Source organism: Nocardia otitidiscaviarum (genome assembly GCF_007362295.1).
GTDB classification, from domain to species: Bacteria; Actinomycetota; Actinomycetes; order Mycobacteriales; family Mycobacteriaceae; genus Nocardia; species Nocardia otitidiscaviarum.
The window spans coordinates 1,170,480-1,193,497 of record NZ_CP041695.1 but is presented as its reverse complement, the minus strand read 5'-3'; the positions used below and the strand labels follow the sequence as shown (position 1 = coordinate 1,193,497).

Annotated in this window: 14 protein-coding genes (1 of these 14 only partly in view); 7 read left to right on the top strand and 7 right to left on the bottom strand. The window is 70.2% G+C overall.

Annotated elements, in window-relative coordinates; all coding sequences use genetic code 11:
• Positions 1 to 20: 20 nt before the first annotated feature.
• From FOH10_RS04835 to FOH10_RS04825, 3 genes are all read left to right on the top strand, one after another.
• Positions 21 to 353: a YbjQ family protein gene (locus FOH10_RS04835; RefSeq protein WP_039809584.1), complete on the top strand. Its 333-nt coding sequence runs from the start codon at positions 21 to 23 to the stop codon at positions 351 to 353.
• A 78-nt stretch (positions 354 to 431) separates the two neighbouring features.
• Positions 432 to 761 (top strand): ArsR/SmtB family transcription factor, encoded by a 330-nt coding sequence (locus FOH10_RS04830; RefSeq protein WP_029931816.1) that lies wholly within the window; start codon positions 432 to 434, stop codon positions 759 to 761.
• Between the two features lie 22 nt (positions 762 to 783).
• Positions 784 to 2,895, top strand: coding sequence for a heavy metal translocating P-type ATPase (locus FOH10_RS04825; protein WP_143979787.1), 2,112 nt, complete (start codon positions 784 to 786; stop codon positions 2,893 to 2,895).
• On the opposite strand, the gene FOH10_RS04820 is transcribed toward FOH10_RS04825, so the two are convergent.
• The 3 genes from FOH10_RS04820 to FOH10_RS04810 form a co-directional block, all read right to left on the bottom strand.
• Entirely contained in the window at positions 2,871 to 3,080 is a 210-nt protein-coding gene (locus tag FOH10_RS04820) for a hypothetical protein (RefSeq protein WP_143979786.1), read from the bottom strand. The genes FOH10_RS04825 and FOH10_RS04820 overlap by 25 nt on opposite strands.
• Positions 3,081 to 3,251: 171 nt before the next feature.
• Positions 3,252 to 3,491, bottom strand: a complete 240-nt coding sequence (locus FOH10_RS04815; RefSeq protein WP_143979785.1) for a hypothetical protein — start codon at positions 3,489 to 3,491, stop codon at positions 3,252 to 3,254.
• Between the two features lie 29 nt (positions 3,492 to 3,520).
• The gene (locus FOH10_RS04810; RefSeq protein WP_143979784.1) at positions 3,521 to 5,254 is read right to left on the bottom strand and encodes a sodium:solute symporter family protein; all 1,734 of its coding nucleotides are present in this window, start codon (positions 5,252 to 5,254) and stop codon (positions 3,521 to 3,523) included.
• A gap of 452 nt (positions 5,255 to 5,706) precedes the next feature.
• Here FOH10_RS04810 and FOH10_RS04805 point away from each other — a divergent pair, with 452 nt between their 5' ends.
• The gene (locus FOH10_RS04805) at positions 5,707 to 7,161 is read left to right on the top strand and encodes a GGDEF domain-containing protein (protein ID WP_244961622.1); all 1,455 of its coding nucleotides are present in this window, start codon (positions 5,707 to 5,709) and stop codon (positions 7,159 to 7,161) included.
• Positions 7,162 to 7,216: 55 nt separating this feature from the next.
• Here FOH10_RS04805 and FOH10_RS04800 read toward each other — a convergent pair whose 3' ends face one another.
• Entirely contained in the window at positions 7,217 to 8,062 is an 846-nt protein-coding gene (locus tag FOH10_RS04800) for a DUF6319 family protein (protein ID WP_143979782.1), read from the bottom strand.
• A 171-nt stretch (positions 8,063 to 8,233) separates the two neighbouring features.
• Positions 8,234 to 8,635: a hypothetical protein gene (locus FOH10_RS04795; protein ID WP_143979781.1), complete on the bottom strand. Its 402-nt coding sequence runs from the start codon at positions 8,633 to 8,635 to the stop codon at positions 8,234 to 8,236.
• A 216-nt stretch (positions 8,636 to 8,851) separates the two neighbouring features.
• Here FOH10_RS04795 and FOH10_RS04790 point away from each other — a divergent pair, with 216 nt between their 5' ends.
• From FOH10_RS04790 to FOH10_RS04780, 3 genes are all read left to right on the top strand, one after another.
• Positions 8,852 to 10,021 (top strand): MCE family protein, encoded by a 1,170-nt coding sequence (locus tag FOH10_RS04790; protein ID WP_143979780.1) that lies wholly within the window; start codon positions 8,852 to 8,854, stop codon positions 10,019 to 10,021.
• Positions 10,022 to 10,121: 100 nt separating this feature from the next.
• The gene (locus tag FOH10_RS04785) at positions 10,122 to 11,069 is read left to right on the top strand and encodes an enoyl-CoA hydratase/isomerase family protein (RefSeq protein WP_143979779.1); all 948 of its coding nucleotides are present in this window, start codon (positions 10,122 to 10,124) and stop codon (positions 11,067 to 11,069) included.
• A 299-nt stretch (positions 11,070 to 11,368) separates the two neighbouring features.
• Positions 11,369 to 12,217, top strand: a complete 849-nt coding sequence (locus tag FOH10_RS04780; protein ID WP_186000721.1) for a lysophospholipid acyltransferase family protein — start codon at positions 11,369 to 11,371, stop codon at positions 12,215 to 12,217.
• Positions 12,218 to 12,758: 541 nt separating this feature from the next.
• On the opposite strand, the gene FOH10_RS04775 is transcribed toward FOH10_RS04780, so the two are convergent.
• Together FOH10_RS04775 and FOH10_RS04770 are read right to left on the bottom strand one after the other, a co-directional pair.
• A complete protein-coding gene (locus FOH10_RS04775) occupies positions 12,759 to 13,517 on the bottom strand; it encodes a PP2C family protein-serine/threonine phosphatase (protein WP_143979777.1) in 759 nt (252 codons plus the stop codon).
• 97 nt (positions 13,518 to 13,614) lie between these two features.
• Positions 13,615 to 23,018, bottom strand: the final stretch of a protein-coding gene (locus FOH10_RS04770; RefSeq protein WP_143979776.1) for a non-ribosomal peptide synthase/polyketide synthase. Its footprint extends 19,144 nt past the window's final position; 9,404 of the gene's 28,548 nt are visible here — the last part of the coding sequence; the start codon falls outside the window, past its right edge — the gene reads right to left on this strand; it ends in the stop codon at positions 13,615 to 13,617.

Here is a 23,018-nt window from a genome sequence, read left to right as displayed (position 1 = left end):
AGCCCGGGCCGCAGTTCCCGATTCTGGTCTCCACCATGAACGATGTGCCCGGTCAGGACATCGTGCAGGTTTTCGGGGAGGTGGCCGGGTTGACGGTGCGCAGTCGCAGTATCGGGTCGAATATCGGCGCGACCTTCCGCTCCCTGGGCGGCGGGGAGATTCACGAGTACACCCAGCTGCTGTACCAGTCCCGGCACGAGGCGATCATGCGCATGTGCCAGCACGCCATCTCGCTGGGCGCGAATGCCATTGTGGCCATGCGCTTCGACTGCAACGAGATCGCGGGCACCATGAGCGAGGTGGCGGCCTACGGTACGGCCGTGCGGATCCGGCCCGTCCAAGCCGCGCCGTAGCCAGCGCGCCGTCGCCCGGCAGCGGCGTAGATTGTTCATGCTTTTCTGTATACAGATTCTGATGTAGCGTCAGGGGTTATGGAGACCCTGCTGCACTCGGACGCGTTGGCTCGGTTCGGGCATGCGCTGTCCGACCCGACGCGTACCCGAATCCTGTTGAGCCTGCGGGACGGACCCGCCTATCCGTCGGAGATGGCGGAGCGGATCGGGGTGTCGCGGCAGATCCTGTCGAATCACCTTGCCTGCCTGCGGGGATGCGGGCTGGTGGTGGCGGTGCCCGAGGGGCGGCGCAATCGGTACGAGCTGGCCGACCGGCGTATCGCGGCCGCGCTGGGGGATCTGCTGGGTGTGGTGTTGGCGGTGGACCCCGCGTGCTGCCCCGCCGCCGAAGCCCAGGACTGCTGCTGAGCACACGAGAGCGAGTACGACGATGAGCGACGCGTGCTGCGGCATCGACGAAGGCCCCGGCGAGCACGGGAACGCGGCAGCGCCGGACGCCGGAGACGAACGCCCGCAGCGGTTGTGGCAGGTGCGGGAACTCCGGCTGGCCGGTGTGGCGGGGGTGCTGCTGCTGAGCGGTTTCGCGGCGGACTGGTCCGGCTTCGAGGCCGGGGCGACCACGGCGCACCTGGCAGCGGCGGCGGTCGGCGGGACGACCTTCGTACCGGGTGCGGTGCGGGCACTGCTGCGGCGGCGGATCGGCGTCGCCACGCTGATGACGATCGCATTGATCGGCGCGCTGGCGCTGGGGCAGTTCGCCGAGGCGGCGATGCTGGCGTTCCTGTTCTCCATCAGCGAAGCCCTGGAGGACTATTCGCTCGCGCGCACCCGCCAGGGGTTGCGGGCGCTGCTCACCCTGGTGCCGGACCGGGTGCGCGTGCTGCGCGACGGCCGCGAAACCACCATCGAGCCCGGTGAACTGCTGGTCGGGGACCTGATGCTGGTGCGGGCGGGTGACCGGATCGCCAGCGACGGCATGGTGCGCGAAGGGCGTTCGAGTCTGGACACCGCCGCGGTGACCGGGGAGTCGGTGCCGGTGGAGGTCGGCCCGGGTGACGCGGTGTTCGCCGGGTCGATCAATGCCCGCGGCGCGCTGGTGGTGCGGGCGACCGCGACCGTGGCGGACAATTCGCTGGCCAAGGTCGTCCGCGTGGTCGAGGACGCCCAGCGGCGCAAGGGTTCCCGGCAGCGGCTGGCCGACCGGTTGGCCCGCCCGCTGGTGCCCGCGGTCATGGTGCTCGCCGCCGGAATCGCCGCGCTCGGCGGTGTTTTCGGCGATCCGGCGCTGTGGTTCGAACGTGCGCTGGTGGTGCTGGTCGCCGCCGCCCCGTGCGCCCTGGCCATTTCGGTGCCGGTCACCGTCATCGCCGCGGTCGGCGCCGCCACCCGGCTCGGGGTGCTGGTCAAGGGTGGCGCGGCGCTGGAAGCGCTGGGCGCGGTGCGCACGGTCGCGCTGGACAAGACCGGCACGCTGACCCGCAACCGGCCCACCGTCGTCGAGATCGTTCCCACCGCGGACCATTCTCGCGAACGGGTCCACGCGCTCGCCGCCGCGCTGGAGGCGCGCAGTGAACATCCGCTCGCCGCCGCGATTCTGGCCGACGCTCCCGCACCCGCCGCGCCCGCACGGGACGTCACCACCGTTCCCGGTGCGGGGATCGAGGGCATCGTGGACGGGCGGGCGGCCCGCCTCGGCAAGCCCGGCTGGATTCGTACCGGCGCACTCGCCGACCATGTCGATCGACTCCAGGACGCCGGTGTGACGGTCGCGCTGCTCGAATACGATCACGTCCTGATCGGACTGGTCGGCATCCGTGACGAACTGCGCCCCGAGGCCGCCGACACCGTCGCCGACCTCCACCGGGCCGGGGTGCGGGTGGCCATGCTGACCGGCGACAACGCCCGCACGGCGGCCGCGCTCGCCGCACGGGCGGGTATCGACGACGTCCATGCCGAACTGCTTCCCACCGACAAGGCCGACCACATCGCCCGGCTGCGCCGGGAGCGCCCCGGCGCGGTCGCCATGGTCGGCGACGGCGTCAACGACGCCCCCGCGCTGGCCACCGCCGATATCGGAATCGCCATGGGCGCCATGGGAACCGATGTCGCCATCGAGACCGCCGATATCGCACTGCTCGGGCACGACCTGCGCCAACTGCCGCACGCCGTCCGGCACGCCCGCCGCGCCCGCGCGATCATGCTCCAGAACATGGGCCTGTCGGCCGCGATCGTGCTGTCGCTGGTCCCGCTCGCCGCCACCGGCGTCCTCGGCCTGGCCACCGTGGTCTTCATCCACGAACTCGCCGAGGTCTTCGTCATCGCCAACGGCATCCGCGCCGCCCGGCTGCGCCGTCGTGCCGACCTGCCAACCATGCAACCGGTCGGTACTCCCCCATCGTTCGACATCCGCGCCACACGACCGTCGGCAGCCACCCCGGCCTGTGACTGCTGCGCGGAACCCGCGCCCATCGACCTGACCATTCGTCCGTCGGAACGACAGGCAGCGCGGTTCGAACCTCAGTGGTTCGGTAACCGCGGGTGACGACGCGCGGGTGCCGGGCCGTGGGCGATGCCGAGCAGGGATGCGGCGCGGGAATGCAGGGAGCAGATCCCCGGATCGCAATCCCGGTGTAGGGCCAGCACGTTCGAGAGGTCCAGTCTGGTCAGGTTCTCCAATTCGACCGAGCAGTCGACGAGTTCGAGCGAGCGGGGCGCGAAGTACTCCATTGGCTCACCTTCGGTGATGCTTTCCGGTGGCACGGTGCCGACCGGCGGCGACGGGGACGAGGACCGCGTCGTCTTCCATCCACGTCTGTGTGTCGGGAGTACGGCGATCGTTCGTTACCGATGCCGCGGCGGACACGCGCGCGACGCGCCCGCGCACTCTCCGGCGCTGAGCTATTCGGCGGGCTGCTCGTCCTCCGGCGGGGTGGGTGGGACCTGGACGGGGCGCAGGCGGACCCAGGTGAAGAACACGGCGGCGGCGATGAGCATGCCGATGCCGGTCCACTGGTTGATGTCGATCCCGCCGGTTTTGGCCTCCTGTTCGGCGGCGTCGTAGGTCAGGCCGGTCACCAGGACGATGAGGCCGTAGCAGGCGAGCAGTGCGCCGACGATGGTGCGGATATCGAACAGCATGGCGGGCCTTTCCTATCCGGCGGGTGCGGTCAGCCGACGAAGATATTGAGGGCGATGACGATGACCAGGGCGATACCGGCCAGCAGGACGGGCCGCTGGTACCAGGGCAGCGTGTCCGATTCCGGGTCGGTGCGCACCTCTTTGGGAGTCTCGGAGTAGACCAGGCCGACCAGTTCCGCCGCGGGCCTGGGCTGCGACACCTGGGTGACGACCACGCTCACCACGATATCCACCGCGAACGCCACGCCCGCCGCCACGAAACTCGAACCCTGCCCGGACAAATGGAAGACACCGGCCTCGTGCAGGATGAAAACGACGATGGCGGAGGCGGTTCCGGCCACCAGGCCCGCCCACCCGGCGGCCGGTGTCATGCGCTTCCAGAACATGCCCAGGATGAAGGTCGCGAACAGCGGTGCGTTGAAGAAGCTGAACAGCGTTTGCAGATAGTCCATCATATTGCCGAAATTCCCGGCGATGAACGCGGTGCCGATGGCGGCGACGGTGGCGCCGACGGTGGCCAGGCGGCCCACGCGCAGGTAGTACCCGTCCTCCCGGTCCTTGACCACGTACTGCTGCCACAGGTCGTAGCTGAACACGGTATTGAACGCCGAGACATTGGCCGCCATACCGGCCATGAACGCCGCGAGGAGTCCGGCCAGCCCCACCCCCAGCAGCCCGTTGGGCAGCGTGTCCTTCATGAGGTACAGCAGCGCCTGGTTGTAGGTGGTGTCACCCTGGTAGTCCGGATTCGCCGCGGTCTGCGCCTTGAGGTCGATGATCTGCGGCACCAGCACCGCGGAGATCATGCCCGGGATGACGACGAGGAAGGGGATGAACATCTTCGGATACGCGCCGATGATCGGCGTGCGCCGCGCGGCGGAGATCGAGTGCGTCGCCATGGCGCGCTGCACCTCGACGAAATTGGTGGTCCAGTAGCCGAACGACAGCACGAAGCCGAGGCCGAACACGATGCCGAGAATGGACATGAAGTTGTTCGCGAAGCCGGACAGCTCATTACCCGGCCACGCCTCGACCTGCTGCGCGCCGCCGGGACCGGCGATCACCTTGTCGCGCAGGCCATCCCAGCCACCCACCTTGTGCAGACCGACCAGTGTCAGCGGCAGCAGGGCGGCCACGATCACGAAGAACTGCAGCACCTCGTTGTAGATGGCCGCCGACAGCCCGCCCAATGTGATGTAGGAGAGCACGATCACCGCGGCCGCCATCACCGACACCCACAGCGGCCAGCCCAGCAGCACATTGAGGATGGTGCCGAGCAGATACAGGTTGACCCCGGCGATGAGCACCTGCGCCACCGCGAAGCTGAGCGCGTTGACCAGGTGCGCACCCGGTCCGAAGCGCCGCCGCATGAATTCCGGGACGCTGCGCACCTTGGAGCCGTAGTAGAACGGCATCATCACCACGCCCAGGAACAGCATGGCCGGCACCGCGCCGATCCAGAAGTAGTGCATGGTCGGCATGCCGTACTCCGCGCCGTTGGCGGACATGCCCATGATCTCGACCGCGCCGAGATTGGCGGAGATGAAGGCCAGACCGGTCACCCAGGCGGGCAGCGAACGTCCGGACAGGAAGAAGTCGATACTCGACGAAACCCGCTGCCGGGCCAGCAGACCGATGCCGAGAACGAAGACGAAATACAGCGCTACCAGCGCGTAGTCGACGGGATCGGCATCCAGCCGCAATTGCCCGTCGGCGAGTACGGCGGTGAGGGGTGCGGCGGAACCGGCGACGTGGAACGGCATACAGCTCTCCTGACGAGACGATCGGGCGGAGACGAACAACCGTGCGGCGAATACTAACTGTCCAGTCCGTAGCGCCGGTGATGATCGCGTGGGACACGCCTGGCATCGGGTCACACGCCCAGCCCTCGAAGTCGAAGCCTCACAGCGCAGCATGCACAGCGAACCTTGCGAAAAGCAGTCCTACGCGTTCGTCCAAGTCCGATACGGGAAGCTTGTTTTCGTGACATGATCGACTCTGCTACCCGGGACCGTATGGCCGTACACGGGGTTCACCTCACCCCCAACGAGCCGCGCCCAGTGCGCACCGGGTGACCTCATGGCGGAGGAATCGCGGACCTACGATGAAGTGGCGGCTTCATCGGGGACGGAGCGGACAAAGGGGGCGGCTGGTGGGCAGGGAGGCAGGGCCAACGGAGAGGTCCGGTCGACTATTCGGATCCTGTTGGCGCACCGTGCTGTTCGGATTTCTGCTCTGCCTGCTGACCCTGCTGCTGCTCCTGGCTTCCCGCTCCTTCGGCGTGTTCACGCTCAGCGTTTCCGTCATCGCCAGCGTGACCATGATCGGGGTGGGGCTGCGCCGCTACGCACCTCCGCAGCCGTTGCCGTGGTATCTGCTCTCGATCTCCGCCGTGCAGTTCACCATCGGGACGGTACTGCGGGATGTCACACACTCGCAGACGCATCCGTTCGACGACCTGTTCACGCTCACCGGATACTGCGGTATCGGCGCGGCGGCGGTGCTGTGGCTGCGGCCCCGCAAGCGCAGCACCGATCACGATCTGCTGCTGGATTCCGCGCTCATCGGATTGGGCGCGCTGCTGGCCTCGTGGACCTTCCTCATCTCGCCGATCCTGCACGCGGCCGAGCGGATCTCGTTCACCACGCTGACCGCCGCCACCTACCCGGTGGTGGACGCGCTCCTGCTGACCGTGGTCGCGCATTCGGTGGTGACCTCGGCGCGTTCGGAATACTCCCTGCGTCTGGTGCACCTGGCCATGCTGATCATTCTGGCGGGCGATCTGGGCTACAACCTGGAGACGGCCGGATCGGCGGTGATCGAGCACGAGATCCTGCTGGTGCCACTGCAACTGGCGTACACGCTGATCGGGGTGGCGGCCCTGCACCCCACCATGGTCACGCTCGGGGAACCGCGGCGAATCCTGTCGCACCGGTCACGGCAGCGGGCCAGCATCATCGCCATCGTGCTCATCGTGGCGTCACTGGTGCCGGTGGTGGGTTCGAGCCTGGATCCGGTGGACCGGCTGGTGGTGTCGTCGCTGTTCGCGCTGCTGCTGGCCGGAATGCTGCTGCGCAGTGAGCGTGCCATCGAACGCAGCGCGCGCAGTGAGCGGCGGGCGCAGTATCAGGCCGATCACGACATGCTGACCGGGCTGCTCAATCGCGCGGCACTGCTGCGGGCGCTGCACCGCAATCGCGAGCACTGGGGTGAGGCGCCGCTGGCGCTGCTGTTCATCGACCTGGACGGGTTCAAACGGGTCAACGACAACTACGGGCACGCGGTGGGTGACGAGTTGATCGCCAATGCGGCGGCGCGGATTCGGCGCATCATCCGGCGCGACGACGCCGCCGCCCGCTACGGCGGTGACGAATTCGTGGTGCTCACTCCGGTGGGACGGCAGCAGGCCACCCTGCTGGCGGAGCGGCTGCTGGCCGCGCTCGGTGAGCCGTTCGAGCTCAGTGCGGCGGAGGTGCGGATCGCGGCCAGTATCGGTGTCGCGTGCAGCGGCGGACGGGGCAGTGACACCACCGTGTACGACCTACTGCGCGAGGCGGATTCGGCCATGTACCAGGCCAAGGAGTTCTCGCTCGGCTACGTGTTCCAGGACGAGGCGCCCCCGGTCCAGCCCGCCGATCCACCGGCCTGGCAGCGGGAGACGGCGGTCTGAGCGACCCCGCCCAGCCGGTCGCGCGGCGGCGCGACGGACCGGGCGGGACGGCGGGTCAGTTGCTGCCGAGCTCGTCGAGCAGGCGGCGGGCGTTCTCCAGTTCGGCCTGCAACTGTTCCACCTTGGCGCGCTGGGCGCCGCGCACCGCCTCGAGTACGGAGTCGACCACCTCGGCCACCTCCGGGTGCAGGATCTTGGCCGCCTGCGCTACCGACGAACTCGGCACCGAGAGACCGCGAATGGTGCGCTTCTTGCCGTTGACGACATCGAGGGTCCATTCACCGTCGGCGGTGCCGGAGAGGGTGACGGTCACCTCCGGGGCCTTGGCCTTGCGGGATGCGGCGGCGGCATTGCGGGCGGGGCGGGACCCGGCGGGCTTGGCCGCCTTGCCCGTGTCGTTGTTGGAGGTGGCGGCGGTGCCCGCGGGCTCCGGCCCCGAGCCGGGCTGCGCCGCTGCGGGATCGGGCGTGGGCGATGCGCTCGGCTGGGCCGATGGCATGGTCGCGGGCGACGACATCGTCACAGTGGAATCCTTCCTGGTTGCCGTTGTCGGTTTCGCTACAGGCGGTTTCGCGTCGGTCGTTGTCGCGGCGGCCGCGGCCTTGGCCGCGGTCGCCTTCTTCCCGGCCGCGGCGTCCTTCTGGGGCCGGGCCGGTTTGATCAGGGTGACCTCGGTGGGGCCGAAGGCCATCACATCTTTCGAGCCGGTCGGTTTTATCTGTAGGAAATCGCCCTCGGAGGGATCGCCGAGTGCGAGCACCTTCCCGGACCGCCCCTCCGGCACCCCGACCGCCGCGGCCGTGAACCACACCATCGGCGGACGGCCGGCCTCGATATCCGTGGCGATCTGCCGAATCTCGCTATCCGACAAGGGCTGTGGCTTGGTGCGGCGGGACGACATGGGGCACTCCGAGCGGTGGTGGACACTTGCGTGCCCAAGAGCATGCACCATGGCACCGACAAATCCACAACGGAGAGTTCGGCCCGCTGCTGATCCTAAGCGCTGCGCGACCCCCGCCGGGCGGGTTTGGCCCGAGCCCGGAGCAGCCTCCCGGCAACCGGTAATTCGAGTTCAGAGCTGTTCCACATCCCGCAGCACGCACGCCACGGTGTCCGGCCGCCGCACCGGATCGAGCCGAGTTTCGGTGGTGAAGTTCTCCGTCGCCCCCGGCTGCACCAGCACCTCGGTGCGGGTGCGCTCCAGTACGGTCGACTCCGGCGTGACGAAGCTGACCACGACCGCGTAGCGGTGCTCGACGTCATCGCGGTTGCTCACCACCCCGGCGGCCCGCCACCCGGCCGCCGTGCCCCCGCACTCGGTGACGAAGACACTGCGCTGCGCGTTCGACGCGTCCGTCGCGGCCGGTTCCGCACCGAACGCCTCGGTGGTGGTGTCGTCCCGATGGGCACATCCCGACGCCAGTACCGCACATGCACCTGCGACACCGGCCAACCACACGCGGCGGGCGATCATCGAATCTCCCTTTCCCCAGCACACTTCCGGCCCCCGAACCTCGGTTGCCGTCCATTAGCTGCGCGAAGAGTACCCCACCACACCGGCGTGTCGTCACATGACGCGTGGGTCGTGTCGCAATCACGCAATCGGCGCACGCGGACCCGCTACTATGGGCGAGTTTTCGCCAAGAGTTAACTGTTGCAGTGTTCCGGTACCCGGCGGCAAAGGTGGCTCGTGAGCAATCCCCAGCGTCACAGGTTTCTGGCCAGCGGTCTCACCCTCGCGCTCGGAGTGCTGGTCGGAGGCGGTTATCTGCTGTTCGACGTGATGCGGGTGCGACCACCCGGATCGACGTACACGGTGACCATCCAATTGGACCGGTCGGGCGGTTTGCAGGCGGGTAACAATGTCACCTGGCGGGGCTACCGGATCGGCGAGATCGCGGCCGTCGAACTCACCGACGCCGGTGCCGCGGTGGCGGTGCGCGCGGAAGTCGACAACCGATACCGGATTCCGAAGGATACGGCCGTCCAGGTGCACGCGCTGTCCGCCGCCGGGGAGCAGTACATCGACTTCGTGCCCAATACCGACCGGGGTCCCTACCTCGACGACGGTGCGGTAGTGCCGTTCGACGCCGCCCGCACCTCCACCCCGGTGCCGCTCTCGGAGGTCCTGATCGACTCCAGCGAGCTCATCGCCCAGATCGATCCGGACAAGTTCGCCGTCATCCTGGACGAACTCGATATCGCGCTCAGCGGCGGACCGGACCAGTTCCGCGCCTTCGTGAACGGCATCAGCCTGGCCGTGGCCGGGTTGGACAATCTGCTGCCGCAGACCACCAATCTCATCACCAGCCTGCGCACCATCGCCGCCACCACCTCCCAGGCCCAACCGGATCTGGGCACGCTGACCCGCAATTCGCGCATACTCATCGATCAGGTCACCGCCGCCGACGCCGAGATCCGGGCACTGCTCGACGACGCGCCGGGCATGATCGACGTGGCGGCGCGGACGCTGGACCGCAATGCCGACCCCATCACCAGCCTGGCCACCAATCTCAGCGCCGTGGTCCGCGCGGCCCAGCTGCGTATTCCGGCGCTGCGGGCACTGTTCCCGTCGCTGCTGATCGGCACCTCCGCCATGGGCGTGCCCGCGCACGACGGCGAGTTCTACACCATCGTCGACATCTGGCCGCGCCCGTTCTGCCAGTACCCGACCAAGCAGACTCCCCAATACGTGGTGCAGGACGGTACCTTCCGCCGCTGGAACTACTGCGTGAATCCGCCCGCCGAACAACAGATTCGCGGCTCGGGCAATGCGCCGCGGCCGAATGTGCCCGACAATGGCGCGAATCAGCCCACGGGGGTGGATCCGAACGAACGGACGCTGCCGCCGGTGCGCTGACCCGGCAGGCTGCCCGGAATTCCCGGCGGGAATTGTGCAACCGACAAGACCGGCCGCACGGGTATTCCACCGAGCGGATCGGCGTCCATATCGTGGGCCGATGAACGCGATTCGCACCCGGCAGCACGATGCCGTCCTCACCGTGGAACTGGATAATCCGCCCTACAACTTTCTCACCGGCGAGATGATGCGCGACCTGGAAGCACTGCTGCACCGGCTGGCCGACGACGAGACGGTGCGGGCGGTCGTGGTGACCAGCGCGCTGCCCGGGGTGTTCGTGAGCCACTACGACGTGGCCGAGATCCTCGCCGGGGCCGAGGCCAGCCCGCTGCCGCTGAGTCCGGCGCTGGCCGGTGCGGCACTGCGAACCACGCGCGCGGCCAGCCATCTGCCCGGGGCGCAGGCGGTGCTCGGGCGCGGGATGACCGCCGGGCTCACCGATATCCTGCGCTATCACGAGGTGTGCCGCCTGATGCGGCGATCGGACAAGGTCTTCGTCGCCGCGGTGAACGGCCACGCCATGGGCGGCGGCTGCGAACTCGTCCTGTCCTGCGATATCCGGCTGATGGCCGACGGGCCGTACCGCATCGGGCAGCCGGAAATCCTGGTCGGGCTGATTCCGGGCGGCGGCGGCACCCAGCTGCTCACCCGCTCGCTCGGGGCGGCGCGGGCGCTGGAACTGTGTCTGGAGGGCGCGCCGATCGACGCCGCCACCGCGCGGGATATCGGGCTGGTGAACCGGCTGGTCGATCCGGATCGGCTGCTCGCGGAGGCACTCGATACCGCGCGGCGGTTGGCGCGGCGCTCCCCCGTGGCCGTCGCCGCCGTCAAACGCGCTGTGCACGAGGGCGGTTCGGCCGGGTTGGAGGCCGGACTGCATGTGGAGCGGGCCGGATTCCTCGCCGCCGCCTCGCAGCCGCAGACGCGGGACGCCATGCGCGCCTATCTCGCCGATGTGCGGCGCAACGAGGCGGCGGGGAAGGATCTCACCGCGTTCATCGAGGAGCGGCTGCCGGATTGGCATCGGGGTACGGCCGGGGAATCCTAGGACGGCGCGGGTGAATTCGCCGGGGGTGGCCGTGACTGTTGGATTCCGCACACTTCCTACCAAGCAAACGCTTGGCTGATAACGTCGGAGGGGCAGGAGGACGGTGACGGACATCGATCGCAGCGCGGCGACGATGGAGCGCCGCAGCGCCCTACCGGTCCGCGTGGACGCGGCCGATCGGGGACTATCAATGGGGATGTACCGGGGGCAATTCGATGCCGCCCGAGGCTTTTCGAGCATGGGCGCAGGCCGTCTCGCGCCGCCCGTCCACCGCCAGTGCGAGAGACAGGAATGGGTACATGAGCACCACCACGCAGGTTCCGGATCCGAATCACCCGCTGCTGCCCCTGGCGCGGGCCTACACGAGTTACTTCACCCCGACGGTGAGCGGGCTGGAGAATCTGCCCGCCTCGGGTCCGGCGCTGGTCATCGGCAATCACTCGTCCATCTACTGGGCGCCCGAGGTGTGGATCACGTTCATGGCCATGATGGAGCGTCGCCCCACCGAGCCGACCTTCGGGGTCGCGCACGAAATCCTTTTGCGCGCACCGTTTCTCGGTGACAGTCTGCGGCAGTTCGGCGTGATTCCCGCGTCCCAGGAGGCGGCCGCGGCCGGACTCAAGGACGGCGGCGCGGTCATGGTGTACCCCGGTGGCGACTGGGAGGCGTGCCGTCCCTGGACCGAGCGCGGCAAGATCGATTTCGCCGGGCGCAAGGGATTCATCCGGCTGGCCCTGAAACTGGGGGTGCCGGTCATCCCCGCGGTCGCCAACGGCGGCCACGATTCCATCTTCGTCCTCAGCCGCGGCGAACGCACCGCCAAGCTCTTGCAGCTCGACAAGCTGTTCCGCGCCAAGGTATTCCCCTACACCGTCGGCCTCCCCTTCGGCATCGCCCCGGTGATACCGCAGATCCCCCTGCCCGCCACGGTCGACGTCAGCTTCCTCCCACCCCTGGACTGGTCCACCGAACCCGGTGACCCCGAGGACACAGCCGCGGTGGCCGCCCACTACGAATCAACAGTGCGCACCATGCAAACCGAACTCGACCGCCTCCGAGCCGAAACCCCCAACCCGGTGTCCGCGGGCATCAAGAACCACCTCGCGGCCCTCCCCGGACCGCTGTCCGGCTTGGCGAACCTCCTGTAGGACGACATACCGCCCGACGGACAGCCGTGGCCCGGAGAGACCTCCTACTCTCCGGGCCGCTTCCGCGCCGGGGCGACCGCTGTCGATGCACGCTCGGGCAGAGTGCGCGGATGCCGCAGTGGTGGGCCCACCGTCCCGAAATGCTCGGCCGCCAGCGATATTCCATGCTCTGATACTGCCGCGCGGGATACCACGCGCCGACGTCGTCACGCGGAACCCACGCCAGCGCCAGCCCACGCGTTGACATCGCCGCTCGGCACCTCCACACCAGCGGCACGCCACGCGCCGACGTCGCCGCGTGGTGCCCACGCCAGCGCTGGCGTGGGCGCTGATGTTGACGCGCGCTCGTCGCGGCGAGTGTGGTGCCCGGTCGGCGGTATCCGGGGCCTCGGGCGCTTCCGAAGGGAGGGCGAAACGCACGGGCGCGCGACGTTGCCGGGTCGCTGTGGTCGGTGGTCGTCGAATGTCGTGCGATCCACCTCGATCGAGCATCGGCGGGCTGTTGCCGTGCGGAGGTGGGGAATACGCGGTGAGAGCGACGCTATCCGTGCACGTCCACCACGAGGGCGGTGGCGTTGTCGGTGCCGCCGGAGGTGAGGGCGGTTTCCACCAGGGAGTCGGCGGTGAGGCCGGGGGTGGTGGGGTCGGTGAGCAGGGCTTTGACGGTGGCGATGTCCAGGGGCTTGTGGACGCCGTCGGTGGTGAGGAGGAAACGGCCGGTGCTGGAGCCGGTGGCGGCCTGGCCGATGTCCTCGGCGCGCGCGGTGCGGGCGGAGGTGGTGACCAGGTGGCCCATCCCGGGCAGGGGTTCGTGGCCACGCAGGCGGAAGTATTCGGCGACGGTGTGGTCGGTGGTGATCTGGTGCAGGACACGGCCGTTCCAGCGGTAGACGCGGCAGTCGCCGACCCAGGCGATATCGCACGGGCCGTCGGGGCGACCGTCGGCGGGCAGCACCGCGACCGCCAGCACGCTGTCACCGCCGGACTCGGGTAGCTCGCGTTCCAGTTCGGTTCGGGCGGCGAGGATTCCGGCGCGCGCCCCCTCGGTGACCGCCACCCGTGCCGCCGTGCGGGCCACGATGCGGGCCGCCCGGGCCGCGCCCAGATGGTCGCCGACGCCGTCCGCCACCACCACCGCGGTGCGCCCGACCCGGCGATCGGTCACCGTGGCGACCGCATCGGCGTTGATCTCGCGCCGTCCGCGCTTGCTGACCGCCTCCCCCGCGACCCGCACCGCCCGCCCCTCCCCGTCCGGACCTACCGACGTGACGGCTCCGACCTCGATGGCTGCGCTGTGCATGGCCCGACCTCCTCGGACTCGCGGGTGCTGCCGATCAGCACAACCCATAGTCAACAGCCTCGAGCCGTGTTCCGCGCCAGAATTACCTGTGTAGTTGCTATGTGATCGGATTGTCACCTAACCGGTCGTCGGTCGGCTGACCTGCTGCGGAGCCGTTATCGAGCGCACACAGCCGGGCCCGCAGGATCGGGCCGAGTTCGGCTGCCTTGTCGGCGCTCAACATTCCGGTATGCCAGGCGTCAACGGGGATTTCCTCGATACGGCCGGTGATGTACCGCCGCCAGGTCGCGGTGAACCCGTCCCGGTTCGGCTCGCGGGCGGAGGTGAACAGCAGGGCGTCGCCGGTGAAGTGGCGCGGGTCGTAGGGCAGCGGTTGGGAGAAGCTCTCCAGGACGCGTTCCACCTGCGGTGCCGTCAGGATGCCGGCGCGGCTGATCCGATCGGAGACCAGGGCGTAGAAGTCCTCGACCCGGTCGATGTCGGGAATGTCGGACAGGCCGAGCGCCTCTCGCCAGCCGCCGAGAATCCGGCCGACGGTCTCGGCCACCTCGCGCGGTCCCGGTTCCGGCAGTTCGACGGGTTCGGTGGTGATACCGGCGTCCACCAGGGCGAGCAGGCCGACCGGGTGGCCGAGTTCCTGCAGCCGGGCGGCCATGGCGTGGGCGATCTGGCCGCCGAGGGACCAGCCCAGCAGGTGGTAGGTGGTGTCCGGGAATCGCTTGAGGAGTTCGCGCACGTACCGATCGGCGTATGCGCCAACGGATTCCAGCCGAGGTTCGTCGGCGACGATGTAGGGGTCCTGGAGGCCGTGTACGGGGCGGTCCGGCTCGAGGTGACCGACCAGTGCGCCGTACACCCAGGCCAGACCGCCGCCGGGATGGACACAGAACAGCGGCGGGCGGGTGCCCGTGGAGCGCAGGGGGGTCAGGACGCCGAGCGAGATGTTCATGGTGTCCGCGCCGCTGTCGAGGGCGTGTGCGAGTGCGGCCGGGCTGGCGTCGGAGAAGAGGTGGCCGTACCGCAACTGCCTGCCGGTGCGGGACCGCAGCAGCGTGACGACCCGCACCGCGCTGAGCGAGTTCCCGCCGAGTGCGAAGAAGTCGTCGTCCGCGCCCACCCGGTCGACCCCGAGCACCTCGGCGAACACCGCCGCGACCAGCCGCTCGGTGGCGGTGGCCGGTGCGCGGAAGGTACGTGCCGCGAGCACCGGTTCCGGCAGCGCGCGGCGGTCGACCTTGCCGCTGGCGGTCATCGGCAGGGCGGTGAGCGCCATGACGGTATCGGGCACCAGATAGCCGGGCAGACGCCGGCCCAGCTCCCGGCGCACCCGATCCGGGTCCACGGTGTGCTCCGGCCGCGCCGTCACATAGGCCACCAGGCGCGCCCCGGCGGCGTCGTCGGGGGTGTGCACGACGACGGCCGCCTGCTCGATGGAGTCCAGCTCGGTCAGCGCCGCTTCGACCTCGCCGAGCTCCAGCCGTTGGCCGCGCACCTTTACCTGGAAGTCGGCGCGGCCCACGAAGGTCAGCACTCCCCGTCCACCGACATGGTCGGGGGCTGCGGCACCGCGCTCAGCAGCTGCCCCCGGACTCGCTCCGGGCCGAACCGGGCCGGAGGCGCCCGGCCCTTGCCGGAACTCGGGTACGGCCGAGTCGAATCCGCCGACCCCGGCACAGGTGTCGCCGGTCGTCCAGCGCACCAGGTCGCCGGTGCGGTACAGACGCGCGCCGGGTGGGCCGTAGGGGTCGGCGACGAACCGGGCCGCGGTGGCGGCGGCGCCGCCTCGATAACCGCGTGCCACACCGGGTCCCGAGATGTACAGCTCGCCGACCACGCCCGCGGGCACCGGGCGCAGCCAGCCGTCGAGCACCGTGACCGCGGCTCCGGGGATCGCCGAACCGAGGGTGACCGGGGTGTCGGGCAGCAGTTCGGCGCTGGCGGTCGCCCAGATCGTCGTTTCGGCGGGGCCGTAGAGGTTGTGCACGCGCCGCCGCCGCGCCGTATCGGTGCGCGACCAGCGCGACACCAGTCGGGACGGACACCGGTCCCCGCCGGTGAGCACCACCCGCAGGTCGTCGAGTCCGTCCGGGTCCACCGAGAGCGCCACTGCGGGTGTCAGGAAGGCGTGGGTGACGCGCTGTGCGCGCAGCACCCGCGCGAGCGGCTCACCGCCGAACGCGTCCGGGGGCGCGACGACCAGTGTGGCGCTGCCCGACAGCGCCAGCAGCAGTTCGAGCACGGCGGCGTCGAATGTCCGTGCCGCCACGGCAACTACGCGCGAATCCGGGTCGACATCGTATTCGCGCTGGTCCGTCGCCACCAGGGCGGCCAGACCGGAATGCGGGACCGCCACCCCCTTCGGGCGGCCGGTGGAGCCCGAGGTGTACACGACGTAGGCCGTCGTGGTCGGCAACAGCAGTCCGAGACGATCCGTATCGGATACCGCGGTCGCGTCGAACCGCGTCAGGTCGATCGCGTCGAGACGAATCGTCGGCACACCGGGCACCTCGAAGCCCAGGTCGTGCACCGCGAGCAGGCAGCGTGCTTCGGAATCGGTGCATACGAACAGGTTTCGTTCCGCGGGGTGCGCGGGATCCACCGACACGAAGGCCGCACCGGCCTTGGCGACGGCCCAGACGGCCAGCACCCAGTCCAGTGAGCGCGCGATGCCGATGGCGACCACCGCTTCGGGTCCGACGCCGTGCCCGATCAGGCAGCGCGCCAGCCGGTTCGAGCGCTCGTCCAGCTCGCGGTAGGACAGTCGCCGGTCACCGTCGACGACCGCGTCGCCCTCGGGATGGCCCGCCACGGCCGCCTCCAGCAGCTCCGGCATCGTGATCGTGGCGAGTTCGAGGTCCGGGCCGTGCCCGTATTCGGTCAGGAGGCGCTGCCGCTCCGCGATCGCGAGGATGTCGATATCCCGCACGGGCACGGCGGGATTCGCGGTGATGGCGCGTAGCACCCGCAGCAGGCGTTCGGCGACGTCGGCGACCGTCCGCGCGTCGAAGAGGTCGGTGGCGTAGCCGATGTGCACTCCGAGCGCGCCGTCGGCGTCGGCGATATCGGTCAGGGTGAAGGTCAGGTCGAAACGTTCGATGCCGGTGTCGGTCCCGACGGGCGTCACCGACACCTCCGGCAACTCCACCCCGGCCGGATCGAGGTTCTGGAAGGCCAGCATCACCTGGAACAGCGGGTGGTGGGCCTGGGTCCGAGGCGGATCCAGCGCCTCCACCACCTGTTCGAAGGGAATCTCCGCGTGTGCGAAGGCATCCAGGTCGACGCCGCGAACCTCGGACAACAGTTCGGTGAAGGGCACCGACTCGTCCACGCGGGTGCGCAGCACGAGCGTATTGACGAACATGCCCACCAGATCGTCGAGTTCGGCCGCGCCGCGCCCCGCGACCGGTGTGCCCACGGCGATGTCGGCACTGTTCGACAACCGCGCCAGCAGCACCGCCAAGGCCGCGTGGAACACCATGAACATGGTCACCCCGCGCGTGCGCGCCAGCTCCCGCAGAGCGGTGACCACCGCCGGGTCCACGGTGAACCGATGGGTGGCTCCCCGATGGGAGGCCACGGCCGGGCGCGGGCGATCGACGGGCAGCTCCAGGACCTCCGGCAGACCGCGCAGCCGCTCGGTCCAGAAGTCGAGTTGCCGCGACAGCGGTGCGTCCGGGTCGTCCGCCGTGCCCAGCGATTCGCGCTGCCACAGGGTGTAGTCGGCGTACTGCACCGGCAGCGGGGCCCACTCCGGCGGCCGCCCGGCGCAGCGCGCGGCGTAGGCGGTGGCCAGGTCTCGCGCCAGCGGAGCCATGGAGAAGCCGTCCGCGGCGATATGGTGCACGACCCACACCAGCACGTACTCCTCGGGACCGGTCGACAGCAGTCGCACCCGCAGCGGAACCCGCTGCCCCACATCGAATCCCACCGATGCCGCGGCGGCGACCGCGGCGGTCACGGCGGTGGGTTCCACCGGCCGCGGCGTCAGGTCGATCTCCGCCACGGCGGGCAACTCCTCGACCGGGACGACCACTTGGAACGGCACACCGTCCACATCCGGGTACCGCGTGCGCAGCACCTCGTGGCGGCCCAGCACATCCCGGACGGCGGCCGCGAGCGCCGGCACGCGCACCGCGCCGGACAGCCGCAGTGCCAACGGGATGCTGTAGGCCGCGGATTCGGGGGCGTACCGGTTGACGAACCACATGCGCTGCTGCGCGAACGACAGCGGCACCCGCTCCGGCCGCACCCGCGCGGCGATCCGCGGCACGTCCACCGTCGCAGCGCTGGTGCGGGTGTCGAGCAGCGCCGCCAGCTCCGCGACCACCGGCCGCTCGAACACGTCGCGTACGCCGACGCCGAGACCGGTCTCGTCGGCCAGTCGCGCCGACAGCCGGGTCGCCGACAGCGAATTGCCGCCCAGGGCGAAGAAGTCGTCGTGGCGGCCGATCCGCTCGGCCTCGAGCACGGCCGCGAACACGCGGGCCACCAGCTCTTCGGTGCGGGTGACCGGCGCGCGGTACTCCGCCCGCTGCCACACCGGTTCGGGCAGGGCCGCCTTGTCGACCTTGCCGTGCACCGTGACCGGCAGCCGATCCAGCACCGTGACCGCGTCCGGCACCATATAGCCGGGCAGGCGCCGACCCAGCGCGCGCCGCACCGTCGCCGGGTCGGGCCGGTGTCCCGGCGCGGCGACCACGTAGGCCACCAGGCGCGCACCGGCACCGCCGTTCGGGGTGTGCACGACGACGGCGGCCTGTTCGACGTCCGCCAGCTCGGTGAGGGCGCTTTCGACCTCACCGGGCTCCATCCGCTGACCGCGCACCTTCACCTGGAAGTCGACCCGGCCCACGAATTCCAGTACGCCGGAGCCGGATTCCGTGTCCGGCAGCCACCGCACCAGGTCGCCGGTGCGGTAGAGACGCTCCCCCGCCGTTCCGAACGGGTCGGCGACGAAGCGCGCGGCGGTCAGGCTCGCACGGCCTCGGTAGCCCCGCGCCACACCGGGTCCGGAGACGTACAGTTCACCCGCCACCCCGGCGGGCACCGGCCGCAACCACGAATCCAGCACCACCACACCCATGCCCGGGATCGGCCCGCCGATCACCACCGGGCGACCGGGTGTCAGTTCGGCGCCCGTCACCCAGACGGTCGCCTCGGCCGGACCGTACAGATTGCGCACCGTGCGCCGACCCGCGGTATCGGTGCGCGACCAGCGCGAAACCAACTGTGGCGCACAGCGATCACCGCCGGTCATGACCATGCGCAGCTCATCCAGACCCTCCGTTTCCACGGTCAGCGCCACCGCGGGCGTCATGAACGCGTGCGTGATGCGCGCGGTGCGCAGCAGCGCGGCCAGCGCCGGGCCGCCGTACACGTCGTCGGGTGCGATCACCAGCAGCGCGCCGCCCGAGACCGCCGACAGGAATTCGAGGACGGCCGCGTCGAAGGTCCGCGCGGCGACCGCCAGCACCCGCGAATCGGGCCGTACCTCGTGGTCACGGAGCTGCGCGGCGGCCAGGGCCGCGAGTCCGGCATGGGTGACCTGCACACCCTTGGGGCGTCCGGTGGATCCGGAGGTGTAGATGAGGTAGGCGGTATTGCCGAGCCGAATGCCGCGGTGGCGTTCGGCGTCGGTGACCGGTGTGGGCGCGCACGCCGCGATCGCGTCCGCGCTGCCCGGGTGGTCCAGCACCAGCCAGGCCACGCCGTCGCGCGGCAGTGCCGCCGCATGGCCTTCGGTCGTGATCCCGATGCGCACAGCGGAATCCGTGCAGACGAACCGATTGCGGTCGAGCGGGTGGCCGGGGTCCAGCGAGAGGAACGCGGCACCGGCCTTGGCGATGGCCCAGACCGCCAGCACCCATTCCGGGGAGCGCGGCAGGCCGATGGCGATAACCGACTCGGGGCCGACGCCCTGGCCGATCAGGTAGTGCGCCAATCGATTCGAGTGCCGGTCGAGTTCGCGGTACGTGAGGGTCCGATGGCCGTCGGTGACCGCGGCGCCGTCGGGATTGCGGTTCACCGCCGCCGCCAGTAGGTCCGGCATGGTCACGGCGGCCGTGGCCGGGTTGCCGCGGCGTCCCCAGTCGCGGACGAGCCGATCGTGCTCGGCGGGCGACGGCAGGCCGAGGGCACGTACCGGCGTCTCCGGGGCACGGGCGACCGTGCGCAGGGTCTCGTGCAGCCGGGTGGCGAACGCCGTGACGGCGGTCTCGTCCAGCACGTCCGGACGGTACTGCAATCGAATCCGCAGGCCGTCCTGTGCGATGACACTGCAGGTGAGCGGATAGTGGGTGGAGTCGGCGGCGCTCACGCCGGTGACGGCGACGGCGCCCGGACCGGTGAGCCGACGCACGGCGTCGACGTCGACCGGGTAGGACTCCAGCACCATGACGGTGTCGAACAGGGCGTCGCTGCCGGCGAGCGCGTGAATCTCGGTGAGCCCCAGGTGCTGATGGTCGAGCAGGGCCGCCTGTTCGTCGTGTACGCGGGTCCACAGCCGGGCGACCGGCTCGGCCGGGCGCAGTCGCACCCGGGTCGGCACCGTATTGATGAACAGGCCGATGGCGCGGTCGGCACCGGGCAGCTCACCGGGACGACCCGACACCGTCGTACCGAACACCACATCGCCGCGTCCGGTGAGCCGCGCGATCAGCACGGCCCACACCGACTGGAGGATAGTGTTGAGGGTGACGCCCGCGGCGGCGGCCGCGGCGGTCAGCTCTCGGGTTTCGTTGTCCGCGACGGTGATCCAGTGGTCGGCGACGATCCCGGTGTCGGCGGTGGCACCGGCGATCAGGGTGGGTTCGACGCCGTCCAGCGCGCGAGCCCAGGCGGCGCGGGCCGCGTCCCGGTCCCGGGTCGCCAGCCAGGCCAGGAAATCTCGATACGAGCCGGGAGCCGTCGGCGCGTCCTCGCCCAGATACGCGGCGAACAGCTCGGTGAGCAGCAGCGGGCAGGACCAGCCGTCGAGAATCGCATGGTGGTTGGTCAGGATCAGGGCCCACCGCTCGGGGCCCGTTGCGACGACGGTGCAGCGCAGCAGCGGGGCCGCCGCGAGATCGAAGCGCCGGCCCTTCTCGGCGGCGGCCAGCTCCGCAAGCGCCGCCTCGCTATCGGTCGCGTCGGTGAGATCCACGAATTCCCACGGTATTTCGGCGTCATCGCAGATCACGGCCACGGTGGTGCCGTCGCGGCCGCTGGCGAACGCGCTGCGCAGGCTCGGGTGACGTTCCAGAACCACCGCCCCCGCCCGGCGCAGCCGGTCGACGTCCAGGTCGCCGAACAGTCGCAGCAGCACCTGTGAGGCGTACAGATCGTCGGCGGCGGCCCATCGGGCGTGGAACAGCAGCCCGGCCTGCAACGGAGTCACCGGCCAGATATCGCTCAGCGCCGGATACGCCCGCTCCAACCCATCGATCTCGGCTTGCGTCAACCGCACCAGATCGAAGTCGGACGGCGAATGTCCACCCGCACCGGGCAGTTCGGCGTACTCGGCGATCGCGGTCAACGCCCCCGACCACAACTGCGCCAACTCCTCGACCTCGGACCGGTCGAGCAGCGTACGCGGGAACCGAATGCTCCCCCGCAGTCGGTCGCCCACCGCGATCGCACTGATGTCCAGGGCCACCGTCACCGGTGTCTCGGGATCGGGTGCCACCGCGAGTTCGCCCAGCCCGCCGTGGATCTCGTCGTCGCCGGTATCGGAGATCCGGCCGAGGTAGTTGAAGGCGATGCGGCCCGGCATCCGATCCGGCAGCTGGGCGGCGGTCTCGGGATTGAGGTACCGCAGCAGGCCGTAGCCGATGCCCTTGTCCGGGAGGGCGCGCAGAGTCTCCTTCACCGACCGCACCAGTGCGGCCGTACCGGCGCTGCCGGTGAGCGGCCCGTCCGGGTCGAGCCCGGTCGTATCGAGGCGTACCGGGAACATGGAGGTGAACCAGCCGACCGTGCGCGACAGGTCCGCACCGGGCACGACCTGCTCCTCGCGTCCGTGCCCCTCCAGTCGCACCAGCACCGACGGCTCCGCGATGCCGCGCCGGTGACGCCAGATGCGCACGGCCGCGGCCAGACTCGCCAGTAGTCCGTCGTTGACGCTGCCGTGGAAGACGGTCGGCACCGTCGACAGCAGTGCGCGGGTGACCGACTCGGGCAGTTCGATGCCGACCTGGTCCAGTACTTCGACGGTATCGATCCCCGAATCCAGGTCGCGCCCGCCCCACAGCGGGTCCGGACCGGTCACCATGGCGTGCCAGACGAGTAGTTCGGCCGTGCGGGACGCCTCGCCGGCGGCGGTCACCAGGCCGTGGGCCCAGCGCCGCAGGGAGGTGCCCACCGGCGGCAGGGTCGGCGCGCTGCCGGCGGTGGCCTGGGCCAGGGCCGCGAGCAGGTCCGGCACCAGGATTCGCCAGGACACGCCGTCGACGACGAGATGGTGCGCCACGATCAGCAGCCATCCGGGTGCGCCGTCGGCGGGCGCGAGCCAGACCATTCGCACCATGTCGCCGGTGCTCGGATCCAAGCGCCGCAGCGCCGAATCCAGTTCCACCGCGGCGATATGGGTGACGGTCCGGCGGCCTCGTTCGGAGTCGACGTCGACGGCCGGGTCGAGCGCACGCCGGTGCAGTACCGTCGCCGCGTTCACCGCATCGGCCGCGGCGATATGCAGGGACCACTCCCCCGATCCGTCGTGGCGCAGCGTCGAGCGAAGCGCGTCGTGCCGCTCCAGCACTGCGCCGACGGCCGCGAGCAGGTCCGATTCGTGGACACCGGCCGGGAGCCGCAACACCACGTGCTGGTCGAAACGCTGGAAACCCCTGCCCCACTCCACCATCCAGCGGGCGATCGGCAGCAGGGGCAGCTCGCCCACTCCGCCGCCGGGCAGCTCGGTCGCGGCGGCTGCCGCGTCCGCGGCGGTCCGGGCGACCGTCGCGAGACGGGCCGCGGTCCGCTGCTCGAACACCTCCCGTGGACCGAACACCACGCCCCGTGCCCTGGCTTTCGCCACGACCTGGATGGAGACGATGGAATCGCCGCCCAAAACGAAGAAGTCGTCGTCCACGCCGACCCGGTCGGTCCCGAGCACGTCGGCGAACACCTCGGCGATGATCCGCTCGGTCGCGCCGGCGGGCGCGCGGTAATCTCGTTGCGCGAGAGCGGGTTCGGGCAGGGCCCGGCGGTCGACCTTGCCGCTGCTGTTCAACGGCAGTTCGTCGAGCACGGTCACCACATCCGGCACCAGGAACGCGGGCAGCCGCCGGGCCACCGATTCGCGCACGCCGGAAGGGTCGAGGACGCTGCCGGGCGCGGCCGCGACATAGGCCACCAGCCGCGGCGCGGCGGCGTCGCCCGCCGGATGGTGCACCATCGCGACGGCCTGCCCCACCCCCGCCACTTCGGTCAGCGCGGATTCGACCTCACCGAGTTCCAGGCGCTGACCACGCACCTTGACCTGGAAGTCGGAACGCCCGACGAACTCCAGTTCCCCGGCACCGGAAC